Raw genomic sequence first — 21039 nt, 5'->3', positions numbered from 1 at the left:
ACCTCGTTCCGCAGCTGCGTTCTATACCCGGCCAACGTCCGACCAAATGCAAAGATTCCCAAAACCAGTACGCCGCAGGGATGGTTCTGGATGTCCTCCTAAAGGAGGAGACCGCCGCGAAACACCTGGTGAACGAGGGGGACGCCGGGCCGATAGGCAAGGTGTACATAGGAGGGGGCATCGAGCACGACGAGGTCCGCGCGGGCCCCGGGCCGCAGCCAGCCTACGTCCGTACGGCGCAGCGCGCGCGCCCCGCCGTACGTCGCCGCCCTGATCGCCTCCAGCGGCGTCATGCGCATCTCGCGTACGGCCAGCGCCACGCAGAACGCCATCGACGACGTGAACGACGACCCCGGGTTGCAGTCGGTAGCCAGCGCCACGGTGGCCCCCGCGTCGATCAGCCGCCGGGCGTCCGGGTACGGCGACCGCGTCGAGAACTCCGCCCCCGGCAGCAGCGTCGCCACCGTGTCCGACGACGCCAGCGCGTCCACGTCGGCCGGTGTCAGATGGGTGCAGTGGTCGGCCGAGGCGGCGCCCAGCTCGCAGGCGATGCGGACGCCCGGCCCCTCCCCGAGCTGGTTGGCGTGCACCCGCGCCCCCAGCCCCGCCTTGAGCCCGGCGCCCAGGATCTCGCGCGTCTGGTCGCCGTCGAAGGCCCCGCGCTCGCAGAACACGTCGATCCACCTGGCGTGGGGGGCGCACGCGTCGAGCATCTCCCCGGCGACCAGCCGCACGTAGGAGTCGGCGTCCATGCCGGCGGGCACGACGTGCGCCCCCAGGAAGGTGGTCTCGCCGGTCAGCCCGGCGGCGATCTCCAGCGAGCGCCGCTCGTCCTCGACGGTCAGGCCGTAGCCGCTCTTGATCTCGACGGTCGTGGTGCCCTGGGCGAGCATCTCGGCCACCAGGGCACGCGCGTGGGCGGCCAGCTCGGCGTCGCCGGCCTGCCGGGTGGCGGCGACCGTGGTCCTGATGCCGCCACCGGTGTACGGCTCGCCGGACATGCGGGCCTGGAACTCGGCCGTCCGGTCACCGGCGAAGATCAGGTGGGCGTGGCTGTCCACGAAGCCGGGGATGACGGCGCGGCCCCCGACGTCCACCCGCTCGTCGGCGTCGGGGGCCTGGGCGGCGGGCCCGGCCCAGGCGACCAGGCCGTCCGCCACGACCAGCGCCGCGTCGGGGATCTCCTCGCGCTCGGGGTCGCCGGTGTACAGCGATCCGATCCCGTCGATCAGCGTCGTGCTCATCTCACCCTCCGTATCGCCTCTGCCAGCAGGGATCCGACGTCGCCGAGCCGGTGCCGCCCGTCCGTGACGACCCGGCGGCCGCCGGAGACCACCGAGTGCACGTCCGCCGCCGTGGCCGCGAACACCACGGCCTCCGGCCCGCCCGTGCCCGCCGTGCGTACGGAGTCGAGGCGTACCGACACCAGGTCGGCCCACGCGCCGGGCACCAGCAGCCCCGCGTCGGGGAAGCCGAGGGAGGCGTGGCCGGCGGCGGTCGCGGCGGCGAGCAGGTCGGCGGCGCTCCAGTTGCCGCGCCTGCCGCTGCGCAGCCGCTCGTCCAGCTCGACCCCGCGCGCCTCCTCGAACAGGTCGATCACGGCGTGGCTGTCGGAGCCGAGCGTGATCTGCGCGCCCCGGTCGGCCGCCGCCCTGGCCGGGCCGATGCCGTCGGCGAGGTCGCGTTCGGTGGTGGGGCACATGCAGATGTGGGTGCCGGACTGGGCGATCAGCTCGATGTCCACGTCGGTCAGGTGGGTGGCGTGCACGGCGGTCGAGCGCGGCCCCAGGGCGCCTCGCTCGTGCAGCACCTGAACCGGCGTGGCCGCGTACATCTCCACGCAGGCGGCGTTCTCGGCGGGCTGCTCGGACACGTGCATGTGGAGGGGGCCCGCGTGCCGGTGGGAGAACTCGGCCACGACCGGCATCTGCTCCGGCGGCACCGCGCGCACGGAGTGGATGGCCGCGCCGATCTCCACGTCGGGCTGCCCCTCGTAGGCCGCCGCCAGGTCGTCGGCCCTGACCGCCCAGCGCTCGGCGTCGCCGTCGGTGAAGCGCAGCTGCGCGCCGGTCAGCGGGGCGCCGATGCCGCCGGTCAGGTAGCAGGTGTCGAGCAGCGCGATGCGCAGGCCCGCCTCGCGGGCCGCGCGGACGAGGGCGTGGCCCATCTCGTTGGCGTCGTCGTACGGGCGGCCGTCCGGCCCGTGGTGCAGGTAGTGGAACTCGCCCACGCAGGTCACCCCGGCCAGCGCCATCTCGGCGTAGACCGCCCGGGCCAGCCGCAGGTAGGAGTCGGGCTCCAGCGCCCCCGCCACCTCGTACATCCGCTCGCGCCAGGTCCAGAAGTCGCCCTTGCCCTCCTGGGCGGTGCCGCGCAGCGCGCGGTGGAAGGCGTGGGAGTGGGCGTTGGCCAGGCCGGGAACGGTGATCCCCGGCAGGCGCTCGGCCGTGCCCGGCGGGCCCTGGGCGACGCTCGCGATCCTTTCGCCCTCGACCTCGATGAGCACGCCGTCGGTGACCCCGCCGGGCAGCCAGGCCTGTTCGCACCAGTAGGTCAGCCGCACAGGTCCTCCAGCACGTCCGCGAGTGCGACGACTCCCGCCTCGCAGTCAGCCCGCTCGGCGTGCTCGTCGGGGGAATGGGACACGCCTGTGGGGTTCCTGACGAACAACATCGCGCTCGGGACGCCCGCCGAGGCCAGGATCCCCGCGTCGTGGCCCGCCCCCGTGGGCAGGACGGGCGCGGGCGTATCGCCTCCCGCGACCCTGGCCAGGCGTTCCCTGAGCGGCACGTCGAAGTCGACGATCGGCGTCCACGACTCCTCCCGCACCGCGGCCCCCGCCTGGTCGGTGAGCTCGGTCAGCTCGGCGACGAGGGCGCGCACGGCGGCCTCGTCCGCCCCGCGGGCGTCGAGCCAGGCCGAGACCAGGCCGGGGATGGCGTTGGCGTTGCCCGGGGAGACGCGTACCTTGCCGACCGTGGCCACCACGTCGCGGCCGGCCGCGGCCTCGCGGGCGGCCAGCACCATGCGGGCGAACGGCAGCATCGGGTCGTCCCGGTCGGCCAGCCGGGTGGTGCCCGCGTGGTCGGCCCGGCCGTGGAAGTCGAAGCGCCAGCGTCCGTGCGGCCAGATCGCCGCGGCCACGCCCACCGGCCTTCCCTCGTGGACGAGCGCCTGGCCCTGCTCGACGTGGAGCTCCACGAACGTGGCGACCGTGGCGAGCGTCTCGTCGTCCCGCCCCACCTCGTGCGGCGCCCGCCCGGCCCTCGTCATGACGTCGGCCAGCGTGTCGCCGGAGTCGTCGGTGAGCGCGAGGGCCCGCTCGGGCGCCAGCACGCCCGTGAGCAGCCTCGACCCCATGCAGGGCACCCCGAACCTGGCGCCCTCCTCGTCGGTGAAGCAGACCACGCCGACCGGCCTGGCCGGCGTGGTCCCGCGCTCCTTCAGGAGGTCGAGGGCGGCGAAGGCCGACACGACCCCGAGCGGCCCGTCGTACGCGCCGCCCTGCCGTACGGAGTCGAGGTGGCTCCCGGTCACCACGCCGGGGCGGCCGGAAGGGTCGCCCCACCACGCCCAGAGGTTGCCGTTGCGGTCTTCGCGCAGGTCGAGCCCCCGTCGCCCGGCCTCGCCCGCGAACCACTCGCGAAGCTCCATGTCAGCGGCCGACCAGGCGTCCCTGACGTAGCCCCCGGTCGCCGGATCCCGTCCTATGTGCGCGAGTGGTTCAAGCATGGCCCCACTGTAGTGAATGGATCCATTCAGTTGACAGGCCCTCCCCTGGGCCGGAGGGTCAGCTCGGTGAGGTGGGCGTCGGGGCCCGCGGTGACGGCGGCCAGCACGGCCCGCGCCACGCTCCGCGGCGTGAGGTACTTCTCGGGCTCGAACTCGCCGCCCTCGTAGCGGCGCAGCTCGCGCTGCATGTCGGTGGCCGTCCGGCCCGGGTAGACGGTCGTCACCCTCAGCCGCGGCTCCTCCAGCCGCAGCGCGTCGGCGAACGCCTTCAGCGCGAACTTGCTGGCCGCGTAGGCGCCCCACTCGGGGTTGGCCCGCTGCCCCGAGCCCGAGTTGACGCAGACCACGTGCCCCCCGGCCGTGCGCAGGGCGGGCAGCAGCAGCCGGGTCAGCTCGGCGACCGCGACGACGTTCACCTCCAGCGTCTCGCGCCACGCGGCGGCGGACAGGTCGGCGATCCGGCCCATCCGGTTGATCCCGGCCGAGTGCACGAGCACGTCGAGCCGTCCGATCCCGGCGACGGCCGCCTCGGTGAGCGCCGTCAGCTCCGCCGGCCAGACGCGCGCGTCGGGCAGCCCGGCCGCCACGGCGGCCAGCGACTCCTCGTCGCGGCCGTTGAGTATCACGTGGTGCGTGGGGCCCAGCGCCTCGGCCACGGCCGCGCCGATCCCGCGCGAAGCGCCTGTGACCAGCGCAGTCGGTCGTTCGTTCATGGAGATCAGCTTATTGAGGTTGACGGCTACTCAAATTTGAATACAAACTTGCACCCATGTCTGCTTCGACGCGCATCCTCATCCTCGGCGCCCTGCTCGACGGTCCCATGAACGGCTACGGGGTCCGGCGGCGGCTGGAGGTGATGGGTGCCGACCAATGGGCGAACGTCGCCTTCGGGTCGATCTACCACGGGCTGAGCAAGATGGCCGACGAAGGGCTCCTGGCCGTCGTCGAGGCGGGCAGGGGCGGCAAGGTCGTCTACGAGCTGACCGAGCACGGCCGCGAAGAGTTCCACCGGATGTTGCTGACCGCCTGGCACGAGGTCAGGCCCATCGTCGATCCGTTCCAGGTGGCGGTGACATTCATGGACCGGCTGGACAAGCAGGAGCTCCTGCAGGCTCTTTACAGCAGGATGCAGCAGCTCAGAATGAGCGTCGAGATCCTCGGTCATGCCATGGGCGCCAAGCAGCGCTTCGGCGCTCCCCAGCACATCGACGAGAACCTCCGCCTCAACAGATCCATGGTCCAGGCCCAGCTCGACTGGGTCGAGAAGGCCGTCGAACGGGTTGAGGCCGACGAATTGCCCTAAGGAGCTGAATCCCCCCATGATCATTCAGGCGCAGGGCCTGCGAAAGACGTTCACCACCAGGAGCAGGAAGGGCACGCAGACCGTCGAGGCCGTCCGCGGGGTGGACCTCGAGGTCGCGGAAGGTGAGATCTTCGGCGTGCTCGGCCCCAACGGGGCCGGCAAGACCACCACGATCAGGATGCTCTCCACGCTGATCGCCCCCGACGCGGGCAGGGCCACCGTCGCGGGCCACGACCTGCTCAAGGAGCCCGCCGCCGTCCGGCGCAAACTCGGGTACGTGAGCCAGGCCGGCGGCGTGGAGGACACCACGAGCGCCAGGGCCCAGATCATGATGGCCGCCAGGATCCACGCCATGGCCGACCCGAAGCGGGCCACCGCCGAGGCGCTGGAGCGCTTCGACCTGACCGAGACGGCCGACCGCCCCGGCCGTACCCTGTCGGGCGGGCAGAAGCGGCGCGTGGCCATCGCGATCGGGCTGGTGCACAACCCGCCGCTGCTCTTCCTCGACGAGCCCACCACCGGCCTCGACCCGCAGAACCGCGCCAACCTCTGGGACCGCATCAGGCAGCTGCGCGAGGCCGGCACGAGCGTGCTGCTCAGCACCCACTACCTCGACGAGGCCGACGCGCTGTGCGACCGCCTCATGATCGTCGACCATGGCGAGGTCGTGGCCGAGGGCACCCCCGGAGAGCTCAAGCGGGAGGTCTCCGGCGACGTGATCACGCTCAGGGTGGACGACCTGGAGCGGGCCGCGGACACGCTCAAGCCGTACGCCCGCGAGACCCGCGTCGACGAGGACCTGCTGCGCGTCTACGTCGACGACGGCGAGCACACGCTGCCCGCGCTGCTGCGGGCCCTTGAGGAGCAGGGGCTGGGGCTGAGCTCGATCGCGCTCGACCGCTCCACGCTCGACGACGTCTTCCTGGCCAAGACCGGCCGTTCCCTCCGCGACACCGGAGCCGCCTCGTGATCCGCCACATCGCCCTGTTCACCGGCTACGAGCTGAAGAAGTCGTTCAGCAACCCGATCTGGCCGCTGTTCGGCATCATGCAGCCGGTGCTCTACCTGCTCATGTTCGCGCCGCTGCTGAAGTCGCTGACGCCGGGCGGCTCGACGGTGGACGCGCTGCGGATGTTCACGCCGGCCTCGATGATGATGATCGCGGTCTTCGGGTCGCTGTTCTCGGGGTTCGGGCTGATCGCCGAGCTGCGCAACGGCTCGCTCGAACGGTACGCCGTCAGCCCCGCCTGGCGGCCGGCCATCGTCCTCGGGCGGGTGGCCAAGGACATGGTCGTGCTGGTGTGCCAGGCGATCCTCGTGCTCGTCGTGGCCGTCGCGATGGGCGTGCGCATCGGGGCCGTCGAGGTGGTGCTGGTGCTGCTGCTCATGGCCGCCACCGGGCTGTTCGCCTCGGGGCTGTCCCAGGGGCTGGCGCTGACCGTGCGCGACGAGAACGGCATGTCGCAGACGCTCAACCTGTTCATGCTGCCGATCATGCTGCTGGCCGGGCTGTTCATCCCGATCTCGTTCGCGCCCGGCTGGATGCAGACGCTCGCCCCGATCAACCCGCTCTACCACGCGGTCGAGGCGGGGCGGGCGCTGTTCGCCGGCCGGTTGTCGGACTCGTCGATCCCGATCGCGTTCGCGGTGTTCATCGTGCTGGCGGTGTTCACCACGATCTGGTCGATGCGCTCGCTACGCAGGATCGCCGGGTAGGAACGTACCGGTCTCGTCGGTCATCCGCTCGTACTCCTCGAGCCGGGCCTGGGTGCGCAGCGGCGCCGCGTCGGCCATGGCCTCGACCAGGGCCATGGCCAGGGCGAGCGGCGCCGCGTGCGAGTCGAACACGAGCCGGTCGCCGACGGGGGCGTCCAGCACGACCTCCGCCGGGAAATCCGACTTATCCGTTATGGCCGCCACCCGCAGCCCCATCTTCTCCGCGTACTCCAGCGCCTGCACGGCCTCGGCCGGATATCTCGGCAGGACCACGGCCACCACCCACTCCGCGCCCGCCCGGCGGGCCGCGTGCAGCCCGTCGACCAGCTCCGACCCGCCGTGCGTGAGCAGCCGCACGTCGGGGTGGATGCGGCGGGCGTAGTAGGCGAAGGTGGTGGCCAGCCCGCAGGAGACCCGCAGCCCCACCACGGGCAGCGGCTCGGTGGCGGCCAGCTGCTCGCCGAGCTCCTTGAGCGGGAAGGCCGCCAGCCGCTCCCTGACGATCGCGAGGTTGCGGATCTCGCAGTCGATGGCGCCGCGCAGCAGGCTCTCCTGCGGCTGCGCCACCTCCGCGCCGCCCAGCACGAGCGGGCGCAGCGCCTGCCGCAGCTCGGGATATCCGGCGAAGCCCAGCACCATCGCGAACCGGGTCACGGACGGCTGGCTCACCCCTGCCCGCTCGGCCAGCTCCACGCTCGACAGGAAGATCGCCTCATCGAGATGCTCGGTGAGGTAGTGCGCGATCCTCCGCTGCACGGGCGACAGCCTCCGGCCATCCAGCAGCACGCTCAGCCCACCGTGATATCCGTCCGCCACGCCACCTCCAACGCTTCCCGCCCCGCATTCTCATCCCACCAACCCCACAACCCCCACCCCACGCCGCACTCCTGGGTCGAGGGGTGGCGGAAGCGCGGAGGATCAGGACTCGCGCATCGGGATGCGGACGCCGCGGGCGGCGGCGACGTCGGCGGCCTCCTCGTAACCCGCGTCCACGTGCCGCATGACCCCCGTCCCCGGGTCGTTGGTCAGCACGCGGTTCAGCTTCTCCCCCGCCAGCGCGCTGCCGTCGGCCACCGTCACCTGGCCGGCGTGGATGGACCGCCCGATCCCGACCCCGCCCCCGTGGTGGATGGACACCCAGGCGGCCCCCGAGGCCGTGTTGAGCATGGCGTTCAGCAGGGGCCAGTCCGCGATCGCGTCCGAACCGTCCGCCATCGCCTCCGTCTCGCGGTACGGCGAGGCCACGGAGCCGCTGTCGAGGTGGTCGCGCCCGATCACGACGGGCGCCCGCAGCTCGCCCGAGGCCACCATGTCGTTGAAGCGCTCCCCCGCGACATTGCGCTCGCCGTAGCCGAGCCAGCAGATCCGCGCGGGCAGCCCCTGGAAGTGGACCTTCTCCCCGGCCTTCCTGATCCACCGGGCGAGCCCCTCGTTCTCGGGGAAGAGCTCCAGGATGGCCCGGTCGGTCGCGGCGATGTCGGCGGGGTCGCCGCTCAGGGCCGCCCACCGGAACGGGCCCTTGCCCTCGCAGAACAGCGGCCTGATGTACGCGGGCACGAACCCGGGGAAGTCGAAGGCCCGCCCGTAGCCGGCCAGCTGCGCCTCGCCCCGGATGGAGTTGCCGTAGTCGAACACCTCCGCCCCGGCGTCCTTGAAGCCGACCATCGCCTCCACGTGCCGTGCCATCGAGGTGCGGGCCCGCTCGGTGAAGCCGGCCGGGTCCTTGTCCCGCTCCGAGGCCATGTCCTCGAAGGCGACCCCCAGCGGCAGGTACATCAGGGGGTCGTGCGCCGAGGTCTGGTCGGTGACGATGTCGATCTCGGCCCCGCGGGCGAGCAGGTCGGGCACGGCCTCGGCGGCGTTCGCGACGACCCCGATGGACAGGGGGCGGCGCTCGTCGCGCGCCGCGTACGCCAGCCGCAGGGCCTCGTCCAGCGAGGACGCCTGCACGTCGAGGTAGCGGTGCTCGATCCGCCGGGTGACCGAGCGCGGGTCGCAGTCGACGCAGATCGCCACCCCGCCGTTCATGGTGACGGCCAAGGGCTGGGCGCCGCCCATCCCGCCCAGGCCGGCCGTGAGCGTGATCGTCCCGGCCAGCGAACCTCCGAAGCGTTTGGCGGCCACGGCCGCGAACGTCTCGTACGTCCCCTGCAGGATGCCCTGCGTGCCGATGTAGATCCACGACCCGGCGGTCATCTGCCCGTACATGGTGAGCCCGGCCGCCTCCAGCCGCCGGAACTCCTCCCAGTTGGCCCAGTCGGGCACCAGGTTGGAGTTGGCGATGAGCACCCGGGGCGCCCACTCGTGGGTGCGGAACACGCCCACCGGGCGCCCCGACTGGACCAGGAGGGTCTCGTCGCCCTCGAGCGTCGTCAGCGTCCTGACCATCGCGTCGAACGACGCCCAGTCACGCGCGGCCTTGCCCGAGCCGCCGTAGACGACCAGCTGCTCGGGGTGCTCGGCGACCTCCGGGTCCAGGTTGTTCTGGAGCATGCGGAGCGCCGCCTCCTGCGGCCACCCCTTGGCGGTGATCGTCGTGCCTCGCGGCGCGCGCACGCTGCGGCTCATCGTGACCCTCCTGAATGAAAACATTCACATATGTCACCCGCAGAGTACAACGGACCGCGTCTCAGCGGGCCGTTGCAGGCAGCGGAGCCCGCGCCTACATGGATTAACTGACGAGGAACTGGGTGGCGGCCAGCTCCCTGTAGAGCTCGTCCTCCCCGACCAGCGATTCGTGCGTCCCGACCGCCCGTACGCCGCCCCCTTCCATGACCACGATCCGGTCCGCGTTCGTCACGGTGGACAGCCGGTGGGCGATCACCAGCACGGTCGTCTCCGTGGCCACCTCGGCGATGACCTCGCGCAGCCGCAGCTCGTTGACCGCGTCGAGCTGGGAGGTGGCCTCGTCGAGCAGCAGCAGCCGGGGCTTGCGCAGCAGCGCCCTGGCGATGGCGACGCGCTGGCGCTCGCCGCCCGACAGCAGCACGCCGCGGTGCCCGACCGGCGTCTCCAGCCCTTCGGGCAGCCTGTCCACCAGGTCGTCGAGCCTGGTACGGGCGACGGCCCGGCGCAGCTCGTCCTCGGTGGCGTCCTGGGCGGCGAAGAGCAGGTTCTCCCTGAGGGTGCCGGCCAGCACGGGGGCGTCCTGCTCGACGTACCCGAGGGCGGCGCGCAGCTCGCCCAGCGGCCAGTCGCGGATGTCGCGCCCGCCGACGGCGATGAGCCCCTTCTGGTGGTCGTAGAAGCGCTCGATCAGCGCGAACACCGTCGACTTGCCCGCGCCCGACGGCCCCACCAGCGCGGTCAGCCCGCCGGGCGGCACCTCGAAGGTGACCCCGTCGTGCACGGTCGGCCGGTCGTCGCCGTACTTGAAGACCACGTCCTGGAACCTCACCCCGACCGGCTCGGCGGTCCCCGCGACGGCGGCGCCGACCGGCTCGGCGGGCAGGTCCTCGATCTCCTTGATCCGCTTCATCGCGGCCAGCCCCTGCTGGAGCTGGACGCCGCCCTGGACGAGCTGCCCGATCGGCGGCACCAGGTAGAACAGGTAGAGCAGGAACGCGATCAGCGACGACACCTCCAGCGTGCCCGACGCGACCCTGGCCCCGCCGACGGCCAGCACGGCGAGGAACGCGATCTGCACCGCCATCCACGTCGCCACTCCCGCGAGCGACGTCCACCCGGCGACCTGCAGCCCCCGGTCGCGGGCGCGCACCGCCGCGTCGCCGACCACCGCGATCTCCCGCTCCTCCGCGCCGCTGGCCTTGACGGTCCGGTACGCCTGCAGCGCCCGGTCCAGCACGGCCCCCATCTCGCCCACGGCCTCCTGGGCGTGGGTCTGCGCCCGCTGGATCCTCGGCATGATCAGCGCGACGAGCCCGCCGATCACCACCACCACGAGCAGCGTGACCAGCAGCAGCACGCCGTCCATGGTCGCCATCATGATGATGGCCCCGACCAGCATGAACGTGGCGCTGACGGACTCGACGATCCCGTTGGTCAGCACCGCCCGCAGCAAGGTCGTGTCACCCGTCACCCGCGACAGCAGGTCGCCGGGCTTGAGCCGGTCCACGTCGGCGACCTTGAGGCGCAGCATCCGGTCCACGAGCTTGCGCCGGGCGCCGAGCACGATGCCCTCGCCCGTGCGCTCCATCAGATAGCTTCCGGCGGCCGACACGACCGCGCCGATCAGCACCGCCGCGGTCAGCCCCAGCAACGGCCCGGCCATCGAGCCGGTCTCGCCGAACGCGTCCACGACGTATTTGGCCAGCAACGGCATGGCGAGGCCCGCCGCCGAGCCGATCAAGCCCAATAACCCGCCCAGGATCAGGATCTTCCGGTGCGGGCGGACGTGGGAGAGCAACTCCTTGACCACCACATCTCCTTCCACGACATGTCTCGACTTGCTCCAACGAACGGGACCGCGCGATCCGCACCGCTTCGACAGGGTCAACCTAAATTGACGACCTAAGTATGTCAACTTTCGTTGACCCTCATTCTTGAGGAGGAGCCGACATCCGGAAGCGTCCGGCGGACGAATAGGGCGTCGAGGAACCCGGCCGGAACCTCGCAGTAAAACGATCAGCCCTTCCGAAAGGACCGAAAATGGAGCTCCGGATCAACCGGCGCGCTCTCGTCGGACTTGGCCTCGCCGCAGCTGTCGCCGCGTCGTCGTTGGCCGTGCTCCGCACCGACTCCGGCATCGCTTCCTCGCACCGCGAGGCCCCCATGATCGCGGGCGACCCCCAGCACGACAACACGGACGTGTACGCGTTCGTGAGCCCCGACAAGGCCGACACGGTGACCCTGCTGGCCAACTGGATCCCGTTCGAGGAGCCCCACGGCGGCCCGAACTTCTACCCGTTCGCCACGAAGTCCCGCTACAACATAAAGATCGACAACGACGGCGACGCCAGGCCCGACATCACGTACGAGTGGACGTTCCGCAACGAGGACAAGCGCGGCAACACCACGTTCCTCTACAACAACGGCCCCGTCACCTCGCTCGACGACCCGAACCTGCTCTTCCGCCAGCGCTACACGCTCAGGAGGATCACCCACAGCGGCGTCCGGACACTGGTCCACGACGGCATCGTGGCGCCGAGCAACGTCGGTCCGGCCTCGATGCCCGACTACGGCACCCTGCGCGCCCAGTCCGTCAAGAGCCTGCCCGGCGGCGGCAAGACGTTCGCCGGCCAGGCGGACGAGGCGTTCTTCCTGGACCTGCGCGTGTTCGACCTGCTCTACGGCGGCAACCTGTCCGAGGTCGGCCAGGACACCACCAGGGGCTACAACGTGAACAGCGTGGCCCTCCAGGTGCCCTCCTCCGAGCTGGCGCTCAAGGGCGACGTCAGGCGCAACCCGGTGATCGGCGTCTGCTCGACCACCGACAAGTTCAACGGCAGCAGGTACGTGCAGGTCTCGCGCCTGTGCAACCCGCTGGTGAACGAGGTCGTATCGCCCGCCGGGCTCAAGGACGCCTTCAACGCCCTGCCCCCGGAGCGGGACGCCGACGTGGCGCCGCTGGTCAAGCGGGTCACCGACCCCGAGGTGGCCAGGCTGCTGGAGGCCATCTACGGCATCAAGGCCCCCGCGACCCCGCGCGACGACCTGGTCGAGATCTTCCTGACCGGCATCGCCAAGCAGAACGGCCCGATCAAGGCCGACCTGAACTCGCAGGTGCTCAACAAGGACGCGGGCAAGCTGCGCCCCGCCGAGATGCTGCGGCTGAACATGGCCATCCCGCCCGCGAAGGACCCGAACCGCCTCGGCGTGCTGGCCGGCGACCTGCAGGGGTTCCCGAACGGCCGCCGGCTCTCCGACGACGTCGTGGACATCGCGCTGCAGGCCGTGGCGGGCGCCGCGGTGACCGGCAAGCTCGTGCCCGGGCTGACGGACAAGGTGGACAGGAACGACAAGCCGATCCTCCAGGCGTTCCCGTACATCCCGCTGCCCGGCAACGTCGCGGTGAACCAGCGCTGACTCCCCGACCGGCCCGCTCCCTCTCCAAGCGGGCCGGTCAGCCCCCCGGCGGCAGACACCCGTCTCCCACCGTCTGCCGCCCACCTGAGGCCGGCCGGCCGTGCCCCCCGTCACGGCCGGCCGGCCGACTCCCCCAGCACCCTGGAGCCTTGGACATGCGTGCCTTCGTGATCTTCGCCGGGCTTGCCCTCATCGGGGCCATGACCTTCACGATCCTGTCGTTCTCGGCGGCGCCCGCGCCGGGGCCGGTGGCGGACAAGCCGTTCACCGAGACGCTGCAGGATCGGCTCAAGCGCCTGCCGGGCGACTACCGCGGCTGGGCCCAGCTCGCCTCCCAGTACGTCGACCAGGCCAGGACCACCGGCGACCCGTCGTACTACACCAAGGCGGAGGGCGCGATCGCCACCGCCGCCAGGCTCAAGGCCGAGGACGACGCGGTGCTCACCGGCCAGGCGGCGCTGGCCGCCGGGCGCCACGAGTTCGCCGAGGCGGTGCGGCTGGCCGAGCGCGCGATCGACGTCAACCCGTACGGCGCCCCGGCCTACGGCGTGCTGGCCGACGCGCGGACCCAGCTCGGGGACCTGCGCGGGGCGCGGCGGGCCGTGGACGAGATGCTGGGCCTGCGCCCGGGAGTCGCGGCCTTCGCCCGCGCCTCGTACGCGGCCGAGCTGCGCGGCGACACGGCCAAAGCCCGCGAATACCTCGAAATGGCGGAGAACGACGCGTGGCAGCCGGCCGACCTCGCCTACGCCCGCTACTACCTGGGCGAGCTGGCCCTGCACTCCGGCGACCTGGCCACGGCGGCCGGCTGGTACGCCAAGGCCCTGCAGGCCTACCCCGGCTACACCCCGGCGCTCGCGGGCCAGGCCAGGACCGCCGCGCTGAGCGGCCGGCTGACCGAGGCGCTGGGCCTCTACCAGAGCGTCGTCGAACGCCTCCCGCTCCCCCAATACCTGATCGAGCAGGGCGAGACCCGGATCAAGGCGGGCCGGCCCGCCGACTGGACCCTGCTGAGGGCGCAGCGCGAGCTGTTCCGGGCCGCGGGCGTGCGTGACGACCTGACCTGGGCCGAGTTCGAGGCCGACCACGGGGACCCGGCGCGGGCGGTCGAGCACGCCAGGGCCGAGTACGCGCGCAACCCGAACCTGGTCGCCGCCGACGCCCTCGCCTGGGCCCTGTTCAAGGCGGGCAAGCCGGCCGAGGCGCTCCCGTACGCCGAGAAGGCCACGGCGACCGGCTGGCGGAACCCGCTGCTGAAGTATCACCGCGCCAAGATCGAGCAGGCGCTGGGCCGGTCCGTCAAGGTGGACGCCGGCTTCGACCCGACATTGTCCGCACTGGCGAGGTTCTCATGAGAGTCATCCGGCTCGGCCTGCTGTCCGTCGCGATGGGGCTGGTGCTGTCGACGGGCCTGAGCGTCGTCCTCGTCGCCGCGGCCAAGGCGGCGCCCGTGGCGATGCACCCGCTGGGCAACTTCACCGTCAACCACTACAACGGGCTGCGGATCTCGCCCTCCGACGTGCGCAACCTCGCCGTCGTGGACGCGGCCGAACTGCCCACGCTGCAGGCCGAGCCGCAGGTGGACGCCTCGTACGCGGCCCGCCGCTGCGGCGCCCTGGCCGCCGCCCAGCGGCTCACGGTGGCGGGCACGGAGGTGCCGTGGCGGGTGGCCGGCTCCGGCTTCGCCTACGCCCCCGGCCAAGGGGGGCTCCAGACCAGCCGCCTGACCTGCCGGCTCGTGGCCGAAGTCCGGGTCTCGGGGGCCGTGGAGTTCGCCGACGGGTTCGAGCAGGACAGGATCGGCTGGCGGGAGATCACGGCGGTGGGCGACGGGGTGCGCCTGGTCCGCTCGTCGGTGCCGCCGGTGAGCGTGAGCAAGGAGCTGCACGCCTACCCCGAGGACCTGCTGGCCGATCCGCTCGACCAGCGCACCGCGACGATCACCGTCACGCCCGGCGCGGGCCTGCCCGGCCAGGACGGCTCCGGCGCGCCCGGCGGCACCGGGTCCGGCGGCACCGGGTCCGGCGGGATCGGGTCCGGCGGGATCGGCGCCGGCGGGATCGGCGCCGGCGGGATCGGCGCCGGCGGGCCGATCGGGGACGCGCTGGCCGCCCTGGACCGGACGTTCGCCGGGCTGATCGGCTCCGACTCGCTGACGCTCCCGCTCGGGCTGCTGGCGGTCGGGCTGGCCGTGGTGCTGGGCGCCGGGCACGCGCTGATCCCCGGGCACGGCAAGACCATCATGGCCGCGTACCTGGCCGGGCGGCGCGGGCGCCCGCGCGACGCGCTCGTGGTGGGCGCGACGGTGACGGCCACGCACACGGTCGGGGTGCTGGTGGTGGGGCTGCTGCTGAGCGCGTTCACGGCGCTGGCGGGCGAGTCCGTGCTGGCGTGGCTGGGGGTGGCCAGCGGCGCGCTGATCGCCGTCATCGGCTTCCGCCTCCTCCTGAACGCCCGCCGCGACACCTCCCCGCACGGCCACGGTCACGGGCACGGTCACGGGCACGGTCATGGGCACGGTCATGGGCACGGGCACGGTCACGGCGGCGAGGAGGGGACAAAGCGGGCAGGGCTGGTGGGTCTCGGCGTCGCGGGCGGGCTCGTCCCCAGCCCGTCGGCCCTCGTCGTGCTCCTCGGCGCCATCGCGCTCGGCCGCACCTGGTTCGGCGTGGCGCTGGTGACCGCGTACGGCATCGGCATGGCCGCCACCCTCACCGCCACCGGCCTCCTGCTGGTCAAGCTGGTGGACCGCCTGGAACAGCGCGCCTCGGCCGGTCGTCGCCTGGCCGCCAGGCTCTCGGGCCTGGCCCCGGTGGGCACGGCCGCGATGGTGGTGCTGCTCGGCGCGGGCCTGGCCCTCCGCTCGGTGGCCACCCTCTAGCGTCCGCACGCCTCCGCCTCTATAGTCATGTCCATGACTACTCATGGACATGACTATTCATGGCTCTGAGGCATGCCGTGCTGGCGGCCCTGCTCGGCGGCGAATACAGCGGCTACCAGCTCACCAAGATCTTCGACGTCGGCGTCTCCAACTTCTGGTACGCCGCCCCCCAGCAGCTCTACGCGGAGCTGACCAAGCTGGAGGCCCACGGGCTGATCGCGGGCCGGGAGGTCGTCCAGACGGGCCGGCCCAACAAGCGGGTGTTCACGGTCACCGAGGCCGGGGCCGCCGAGCTGGCCGCCTTCGCCGCGACCCCGCCCAAGCCCCTGCTCATCCGCGACGACCTCGCCGTCAAAGTACACGCCGTGGACCACGTCGACCCGGGGCCCGTGATCGAGCAGCTCCGGGAACGGGCCGAGGAGGCCGCGGTCAAGCTCGCCTTCTTCGAGCAGACCCTCCTGCGCCTGCGCGGCGACCAGGACGAGGAGACGTTCCTGCGCCGGGGCGAGCACGTCGGCCCCTACCTGTCCTGCCTGGCCGGCTGCCGCCTGGAACGCGAGATGCGCGACTGGTGCCTGGAGACCGCCCGGACCCTGACCGACCGCGCGGCCCGCGCGGAGAGGACGAAGTCATGACCTACCTGCGTTACGTCGCCCTCGGCGACAGCCAGACCGAGGGCCTCGGCGACGGCGACGACGTCACCGGCCACCGCGGCTGGGCCGACCGCCTCGCCGAGCACCTGGCCGCCGCCGACCCCGGCCTGCTCTACGCCAACCTCGCGGTCCGCGGCCGCCAGGCGGCCGAGATCCGGGCCGAGCAGCTGCCCGCCGCCCTGGCGTTACGGCCCGACCTGGTCACGGTCATGGCGGGCATGAACGACATCATCCGCCCCGGCTTCGACGCCGCCAGGGTGGCGGGCATCGTGGCGGACATGATCGACCAGCTGACCGCCTCGGGCGCGCACGTGGTCACCATGACCTTCCCCGACATCGCCAGGATCGCGCCGATGGCCCGCCCGCTGCGGCCCAGGCTGCTCGACTTCAACGCCCGCATCCGCGAGGCCGCCGCCCGCCCGGGGGTCACGCTGCTGGACACGTTCCCGCTCGACTTCACGGACGCCCGGATGTGGAGCGCCGACCGGCTGCACGCGAGCCCGGCCGGGCACACCCGCTTCGCCGCCGCCGTCGCACACGCCCTGGACCTGCCCGGCAGCGACGACACGTGGATGGCGCCCCTGACGCCGCTGCCCGCCCCGGGCGCCTGGCGGGCGGCGTCGGCGGAGGTGCGCTGGCTGGCCGCCTTCGCCGGCCCGTGGATCGGCCGCCGCCTCCGCGGCCGCTCCTCCGGCGACGGCCGCACCGCCAAACGCCCGCTGCTCACCCCGGTGATCAGCGGGGATCAGTCGATGTCCGGCAGATCCGGGTCGTCGTAATCGATGTCCCCGTCATCCGCCCGCCGCAGCTTGATGTCCTCCAGCCAGTCCAGCGCGAAGCATCGGATCTCCTTGATCCGCGCCTCGCCGACGCCGTAGCGCTCGAACTCCTCGTCGTCCATGAAGTCGACGGCCTCCAGCCGCGAGGCCAGCTCATAGAGCGAGAACTCGTCGTGGTGCACCCTGGCGAGGCTTTCGAGCGCGCGGAAGGCGTAGAGATGGCTCACGGCGGCGATGTCGATGACGTCGCGCGCGTAGCTGCGCTCGTGCAGCGCTCGCATCTTGAGCCCGACCGCGTCTTCCAGGCCGAGCACCTTCAGCAGGCCGTGGGTGGTCGGCCGCTCCTGCAACGCCTCGCGTAAGAGGTCGAATTCGCAGGTCTCACCGGTCGCCGCGTCCTCGATCATCAGGCGTCCCATCCGAGGCGTCACCTCGATGATCCGCGCGCTGAGCCCGGCGCTCCGGAACGCTCCAACGACGCCGTCGGCCACTTCGGGCAGCGGCGTCTCCTGCGCCGTGGCGAAGTCGAGGTCCTTGCTGGGCCGGTCGGTGAAGCCGTGCGCCTTGATCGCATATCCGCCTGCGAGCACCAGGCCGTAGCGATCGCAGACAGGCAGGACCCCCTGGAGCAGCCGCTCCTGGAAGGGGGGAAAGCGCATCAGGCGGGAATCTCCCGCGCCAACGCGAGCTTCTTCTCCCAGGCCTGCCGGTAGCCGCGCCCGAGCCCCTTCCGCAGCAACGGCCAGTCGGTGACGAGGTGATCCGCGTTGAGGTATGCCTCGTAATCGGCTCGCCGACCGGCGGTGATCACGATCTTGTACATCGACAGGCGCAGCTTGAAGTTGGACAGGTCGAACTCCGTCAGCCCCGACCACGCCAGATGCATCGGCAGCGCGACGACGCCCTCGGCCGGGCCGTGAAGGTCATCCAGGGAGTCGGGGACCTTCTCTTCGAGCCCTTCGTAGATCGAAGGAAGTGCCATGGCTCAAGTATGCCAACGTCCGCGCCGCGTGGAAGGGAGATCGTGACGCCCTGAGAGGAACTCCTGGAAGGCGATCTTGGCCCTGATCGCGGGCCGCCGCCACCGCTCCTCACGGTGGATGGCCTTGGCCATCTTGCGCGGCGAGCGCTGGGCGAAGAACCAGCGGGCCCACGGGGAGCCGGGCCGGGCCAGCCGCAGCGCGCCCACCACCAGCATCGGCGGCACGAACAGGCCGGCCATCCCTGTCCAGATTTTGCCCTTGAGCAGGGTGACGACGGCGAGCACCAGGTTGGCCACGATGAGCGCGCCGGGGTTGACCAGGGTGCCGTAGTCCCAGGTCAGAGGGCGCAGGCCGATGAGGAGCAGGCCCGTGACGGCGATCGCGATGAAGACCGCGTCCACCGAGGTGCGCCCCTCCTCCTCCCAGTAGACGTCGTGCAGGTGCAGGATCAGCGCGAACTCGTCCAGCACGAGCGCGGACCCGATGCCGAAGACGCAGGCCGCGACGGCGTAGCCGACCTGCGAGGCGGAGGACACGATGAGCCCGCTGACCCCGCCGACCAGCATCAGCACGACGCCGAACACGACGTGGTGGATGTGCATCTCGCCCACGTTCAGGTTGCGGAACCAGCCGACCTTCGCCCTGATCAGGCGGACGTTGATGCGCGTGGCGATGAACGCCACGATGAGCGTGACGAAATAACAGAACAGCGGCAGCCGTCCTGTGGCGACGATGTTGTGCTCGAACCAGTTCCCCATGACTCTAGAAAGAGATGGTACGAGGGCCCCTGCACCTTCTAGACCGTCAAGCGAGAAAGGCCCGCAAAAGGGCTGCTGTGCCCTCCAGGTGTTCGGTGACCGCCCGGCGGGCCCCGTCCGGGTCGCCGGCCAGGATGGCGTCCACGATGGCCTGGTGCTGGATGGCGGCGTGGTCCAGGTTGACCTGGAGCATGGGGATCGCGTTCAGCAGGTCGCTCACCCGCGAGCGGGCGTCGGCGCACGCCGTGGCGAGCAGGGTCGAGCCGGTCAGCTCGGCGATGGACAGGTGGAAGGCCGTGTCGAGGCGGCGGTAGTCCTCGATGGGGGCCTCGTTCAGCTCCGACAGCCGGCGCAGGAGCAGCTCGCGCCTGTCGGCCGCGAGGCCGGACGTGGCCAGCACCTGGGCCGCCCCGCACTCCACCGCCAGGCGGAACGTGAGCGCGTCCGACAGGTCGTCGCCGCCCATCTCCGCCACGACCTGCCGCAGGTCGCCCGCGTCGGGTTGAGGGGGAACGTACGTGACGAAGGCTCCCCCGTAGCGGCCCCTCCGCACGTCGAGGTAGCCCGCGTCGGACAGCGCGCGGATCGCCTCGCGCAGGGTGACCCGGCTGATGCCGAGCCGTACGGCCAGCTCGCGCTCGGGAGGGAGCTTGTCGCCGGGCGGGACCACACCGAGCTTGATGGCCTGGAGCAGCCGTTCCACCGTCTCCTCGAAGGCGTTGCCGGCCCGCACCGGGCGCAACACCGTCATCAACCGCGCCGACTCGTCCAACGTGTCCTCAGGTCTTGACAACGGATCCCGCCATACACATCAATGGTCTAAGACTAGCCCAATCAACGGGAAAGCGCCTCTGGCCAGATCGGAGCGGGGACAGCGTGAGCGAGAGATCGGGCACCGGATTCCTTTCCGTCAGCGAGCTGCGCGACGAGGTCGCGCTCGGGCGCATCGACACCGTGCTCCTCGCCATCGCCGACATGCAGGGCAGGCTGCAGGGCAAGAGGCTGTCCGCCCGCTATTTCCTCGAAGAGGTGCTGCACCACGGCTCCGAGGGGTGCAACTACCTGCTCGCCGTAGACGTGGACATGAACACCGTCGGCGGCTACGCGATGTCGTCCTGGGAGCGCGGCTACGGCGACTTCGTGATGAAGCCGGACCTCGCGACGCTGCGCAGGGTGCCCTGGCACGAGGGGACCGCCATGCTGATGGCCGACCTCGCCTGGGAGGGCGGCGGCGACGTGACCGCCTCGCCCCGGCAGATCCTGCGCAGGCAGCTCACTCGCCTCGCCGAGCGGGGGCTGGCCGCGTACGTGGGCACCGAGCTGGAGTTCATCGTCTACGACGACAGCTACGAGGACGCCTGGAAGCGCGGCTACCGGGACATGTCACCGTCCAACCTCTACAACGTGGACTATTCGCTGCTCGGCACCGCCCGCATCGAGCCGCTGCTGCGGCGGATCCGCCGGAACATGGAGGGCGCCGGCCTCTACGTCGAGTCCGCCAAGGGCGAGTGCAACCTGGGCCAGCACGAGATCACCTTCCGCTACGACGAGGCGCTCAGGACCTGCGACCACCACGTCATCTACAAGAACGGCGCGAAGGAGATCGCCGCCCAGGAGGGCAAGTCGATCACCTTCATGGCCAAGCCCAACCAGCGCGAGGGCAACTCCTGCCACATCCACATCTCGCTGCGCGGCGGCGACGGGGATCCGGTGATGGCGGGCGACGGGCCGCACGGGCTCTCCCCGCTCGGCGCCCACTTCATCGCCGGGCAGCTCGCCTGCCTGCGCGAGCTCACCCTCCTGTACGCCCCCAACATCAACTCCTACAAGCGCTACGTCCCCGGCAGCTTCGCGCCCACGGCCGTCAAGTGGGGCGTGGACAACCGCACCTGCTCGCTCCGGCTCGTCGGCCACGGCCCGTCGCTGCGCGTGGAGAACCGGGTGCCGGGCGGCGACGTCAACCCCTACCTCGCGGTCTCCGCGCTGATCGCGGCCGGGCTGCACGGCATCGACAACGAGCTGCCGCTGGAGGGCGCGTTCGAGGGCAACGCCTACGACTCCGGCGCCGAGAGCGTGCCCCACACGCTGCGGGACGCGCTGGCGCTGTTCGAGGGGTCGAAGCTGGCCCGCGAGACGTTCGGCGAGGACGTGGTCGAGCACTATGCCAACAACGCGCGCGTGGAGCTGGCCGCGTTCGACGCGGCGGTGACGGATTGGGAGCTGTTCCGTGGTTTCGAGCGGATGTGAAA

20 protein-coding genes are annotated in these 21039 nt (G+C 71.7%); 9 read left to right on the top strand and 11 right to left on the bottom strand.

What is annotated here, in order from left to right; translation table 11 throughout:
* Positions 1 to 98 precede the first annotated feature (98 nt).
* Genes hutI through H4W80_RS45075 form a run of 4 tightly spaced genes read right to left on the bottom strand, consistent with a single transcriptional unit; the run spans position 99 to position 4445 of the window.
* Positions 99 to 1244: an imidazolonepropionase gene (gene hutI / locus H4W80_RS45090; protein WP_192790668.1), complete on the bottom strand. Its 1146-nt coding sequence runs from the start codon at positions 1242 to 1244 to the stop codon at positions 99 to 101.
* Positions 1241 to 2563: a formimidoylglutamate deiminase gene (locus H4W80_RS45085; RefSeq protein WP_192790667.1), complete on the bottom strand. Its 1323-nt coding sequence runs from the start codon at positions 2561 to 2563 to the stop codon at positions 1241 to 1243. The genes hutI and H4W80_RS45085 overlap by 4 nt, the downstream gene beginning before the upstream one ends.
* The gene (locus H4W80_RS45080; protein ID WP_192790666.1) at positions 2554 to 3732 is read right to left on the bottom strand and encodes an allantoate amidohydrolase; all 1179 of its coding nucleotides are present in this window, start codon (positions 3730 to 3732) and stop codon (positions 2554 to 2556) included. Before H4W80_RS45080 ends, H4W80_RS45085 begins: the two co-directional genes overlap by 10 nt.
* 26 nt (positions 3733 to 3758) lie before the next feature.
* The gene (locus tag H4W80_RS45075; protein WP_192790665.1) at positions 3759 to 4445 is read right to left on the bottom strand and encodes an SDR family oxidoreductase; all 687 of its coding nucleotides are present in this window, start codon (positions 4443 to 4445) and stop codon (positions 3759 to 3761) included.
* A gap of 56 nt (positions 4446 to 4501) precedes the next feature.
* Here H4W80_RS45075 and H4W80_RS45070 point away from each other — a divergent pair, with 56 nt between their 5' ends.
* The 3 genes from H4W80_RS45070 to H4W80_RS45060 are packed head-to-tail and all read left to right on the top strand — an operon-like array spanning position 4502 to position 6751.
* Entirely contained in the window at positions 4502 to 5035 is a 534-nt protein-coding gene (locus H4W80_RS45070; RefSeq protein WP_192790664.1) for a PadR family transcriptional regulator, read from the top strand.
* Positions 5036 to 5051: 16 nt separating this feature from the next.
* Positions 5052 to 6005, top strand: a complete 954-nt coding sequence (locus H4W80_RS45065) for an ATP-binding cassette domain-containing protein (protein ID WP_225964006.1) — start codon at positions 5052 to 5054, stop codon at positions 6003 to 6005.
* A complete protein-coding gene (locus H4W80_RS45060; RefSeq protein WP_192790663.1) occupies positions 6002 to 6751 on the top strand; it encodes an ABC transporter permease in 750 nt (249 codons plus the stop codon). The genes H4W80_RS45065 and H4W80_RS45060 overlap by 4 nt, the downstream gene beginning before the upstream one ends.
* Here H4W80_RS45060 and H4W80_RS45055 read toward each other — a convergent pair.
* From H4W80_RS45055 to H4W80_RS45045, 3 genes are all read right to left on the bottom strand, one after another.
* Positions 6731 to 7567, bottom strand: coding sequence for a MurR/RpiR family transcriptional regulator (locus H4W80_RS45055; protein ID WP_192790662.1), 837 nt, complete (start codon positions 7565 to 7567; stop codon positions 6731 to 6733). The genes H4W80_RS45060 and H4W80_RS45055 overlap by 21 nt on opposite strands.
* 102 nt (positions 7568 to 7669) lie before the next feature.
* Entirely contained in the window at positions 7670 to 9319 is a 1650-nt protein-coding gene (hutU, locus tag H4W80_RS45050; RefSeq protein WP_225964005.1) for a urocanate hydratase, read from the bottom strand.
* 103 nt (positions 9320 to 9422) lie between these two features.
* Positions 9423 to 11129: an ABC transporter ATP-binding protein gene (locus H4W80_RS45045; protein ID WP_318787349.1), complete on the bottom strand. Its 1707-nt coding sequence runs from the start codon at positions 11127 to 11129 to the stop codon at positions 9423 to 9425.
* Between the two features lie 230 nt (positions 11130 to 11359).
* On the opposite strand from H4W80_RS45045, the gene H4W80_RS45040 reads away from it, so the two are divergent.
* The 5 genes from H4W80_RS45040 to H4W80_RS45020 all read left to right on the top strand — a co-directional run bounded on the left by H4W80_RS45040 (position 11360) and on the right by H4W80_RS45020 (position 17049).
* Entirely contained in the window at positions 11360 to 12736 is a 1377-nt protein-coding gene (locus H4W80_RS45040; protein WP_192790659.1) for a DUF4331 domain-containing protein, read from the top strand.
* Between the two features lie 155 nt (positions 12737 to 12891).
* Positions 12892 to 14091: a tetratricopeptide repeat protein gene (locus tag H4W80_RS45035; RefSeq protein ID WP_192790658.1), complete on the top strand. Its 1200-nt coding sequence runs from the start codon at positions 12892 to 12894 to the stop codon at positions 14089 to 14091.
* Positions 14088 to 15617, top strand: coding sequence for a nickel/cobalt transporter (locus H4W80_RS45030; RefSeq protein WP_225964004.1), 1530 nt, complete (start codon positions 14088 to 14090; stop codon positions 15615 to 15617). Before H4W80_RS45035 ends, H4W80_RS45030 begins: the two co-directional genes overlap by 4 nt.
* A gap of 59 nt (positions 15618 to 15676) precedes the next feature.
* Positions 15677 to 16252, top strand: a complete 576-nt coding sequence (locus tag H4W80_RS45025) for a PadR family transcriptional regulator (protein WP_192790657.1) — start codon at positions 15677 to 15679, stop codon at positions 16250 to 16252.
* Positions 16249 to 17049: an SGNH/GDSL hydrolase family protein gene (locus H4W80_RS45020; RefSeq protein ID WP_192790656.1), complete on the top strand. Its 801-nt coding sequence runs from the start codon at positions 16249 to 16251 to the stop codon at positions 17047 to 17049. Before H4W80_RS45025 ends, H4W80_RS45020 begins: the two co-directional genes overlap by 4 nt.
* On the opposite strand, the gene H4W80_RS45015 is transcribed toward H4W80_RS45020, so the two are convergent.
* The 4 genes from H4W80_RS45015 to H4W80_RS45000 are packed head-to-tail and all read right to left on the bottom strand — an operon-like array spanning position 17016 to position 19541.
* Positions 17016 to 17708: a nucleotidyl transferase AbiEii/AbiGii toxin family protein gene (locus H4W80_RS45015; protein WP_192790655.1), complete on the bottom strand. Its 693-nt coding sequence runs from the start codon at positions 17706 to 17708 to the stop codon at positions 17016 to 17018. The genes H4W80_RS45020 and H4W80_RS45015 overlap by 34 nt on opposite strands.
* Entirely contained in the window at positions 17708 to 18031 is a 324-nt protein-coding gene (locus H4W80_RS45010) for a hypothetical protein (protein WP_192790654.1), read from the bottom strand. Before H4W80_RS45010 ends, H4W80_RS45015 begins: the two co-directional genes overlap by 1 nt.
* 3 nt (positions 18032 to 18034) lie before the next feature.
* On the bottom strand, positions 18035 to 18790 hold the full coding sequence (locus H4W80_RS45005; protein ID WP_192790653.1) for a hypothetical protein: 756 nt from the start codon (positions 18788 to 18790) through the stop codon (positions 18035 to 18037).
* Positions 18791 to 18836: 46 nt separating this feature from the next.
* Positions 18837 to 19541: a FadR/GntR family transcriptional regulator gene (locus tag H4W80_RS45000; protein WP_192794101.1), complete on the bottom strand. Its 705-nt coding sequence runs from the start codon at positions 19539 to 19541 to the stop codon at positions 18837 to 18839.
* 125 nt (positions 19542 to 19666) lie between these two features.
* Here H4W80_RS45000 and H4W80_RS44995 point away from each other — a divergent pair, with 125 nt between their 5' ends.
* On the top strand, positions 19667 to 21037 hold the full coding sequence (locus tag H4W80_RS44995) for a glutamine synthetase family protein (protein WP_192790652.1): 1371 nt from the start codon (positions 19667 to 19669) through the stop codon (positions 21035 to 21037).
* Positions 21038 to 21039 lie beyond the last annotated feature (2 nt).

The organism is Nonomuraea angiospora (assembly GCF_014873145.1).
GTDB classification, from domain to species: Bacteria; Actinomycetota; Actinomycetes; order Streptosporangiales; family Streptosporangiaceae; genus Nonomuraea; species Nonomuraea angiospora.
The sequence above is the reverse complement of the archived record's forward strand: the minus strand, read 5'-3'. Positions and strand labels throughout refer to the sequence as shown.

Bases quoted from the DNA above. Each gene is read 5' to 3' on its own strand.
- H4W80_RS45035 (WP_192790658.1), top strand. From the start codon at position 12,892: ATGCGTGCCTTCGTGATCTTCGCCGGGCTTGCCCTCATCGGGGCCATG.
- H4W80_RS45075 (WP_192790665.1), bottom strand. From the start codon at position 4,445: ATGAACGAACGACCGACTGCGCTGGTCACAGGCGCTTCGCGCGGGATC.
- H4W80_RS45000 (WP_192794101.1), bottom strand. From the start codon at position 19,541: ATGACGGTGTTGCGCCCGGTGCGGGCCGGCAACGCCTTCGAGGAGACG.
- H4W80_RS45025 (WP_192790657.1), top strand. From the start codon at position 15,677: ATGGCTCTGAGGCATGCCGTGCTGGCGGCCCTGCTCGGCGGCGAATAC.
- H4W80_RS45015 (WP_192790655.1), bottom strand. From the start codon at position 17,708: ATGCGCTTTCCCCCCTTCCAGGAGCGGCTGCTCCAGGGGGTCCTGCCT.
- H4W80_RS45040 (WP_192790659.1), top strand. From the start codon at position 11,360: ATGGAGCTCCGGATCAACCGGCGCGCTCTCGTCGGACTTGGCCTCGCC.
- H4W80_RS45030 (WP_225964004.1), top strand. From the start codon at position 14,088: ATGAGAGTCATCCGGCTCGGCCTGCTGTCCGTCGCGATGGGGCTGGTG.
- hutU (WP_225964005.1), bottom strand. From the start codon at position 9,319: ATGAGCCGCAGCGTGCGCGCGCCGCGAGGCACGACGATCACCGCCAAG.
- H4W80_RS45020 (WP_192790656.1), top strand. From the start codon at position 16,249: ATGACCTACCTGCGTTACGTCGCCCTCGGCGACAGCCAGACCGAGGGC.
- H4W80_RS45005 (WP_192790653.1), bottom strand. From the start codon at position 18,790: ATGGGGAACTGGTTCGAGCACAACATCGTCGCCACAGGACGGCTGCCG.
- H4W80_RS45070 (WP_192790664.1), top strand. From the start codon at position 4,502: ATGTCTGCTTCGACGCGCATCCTCATCCTCGGCGCCCTGCTCGACGGT.
- hutI (WP_192790668.1), bottom strand. From the start codon at position 1,244: ATGAGCACGACGCTGATCGACGGGATCGGATCGCTGTACACCGGCGAC.
- H4W80_RS45065 (WP_225964006.1), top strand. From the start codon at position 5,052: ATGATCATTCAGGCGCAGGGCCTGCGAAAGACGTTCACCACCAGGAGC.
- H4W80_RS45080 (WP_192790666.1), bottom strand. From the start codon at position 3,732: ATGCTTGAACCACTCGCGCACATAGGACGGGATCCGGCGACCGGGGGC.
- H4W80_RS45010 (WP_192790654.1), bottom strand. From the start codon at position 18,031: ATGGCACTTCCTTCGATCTACGAAGGGCTCGAAGAGAAGGTCCCCGAC.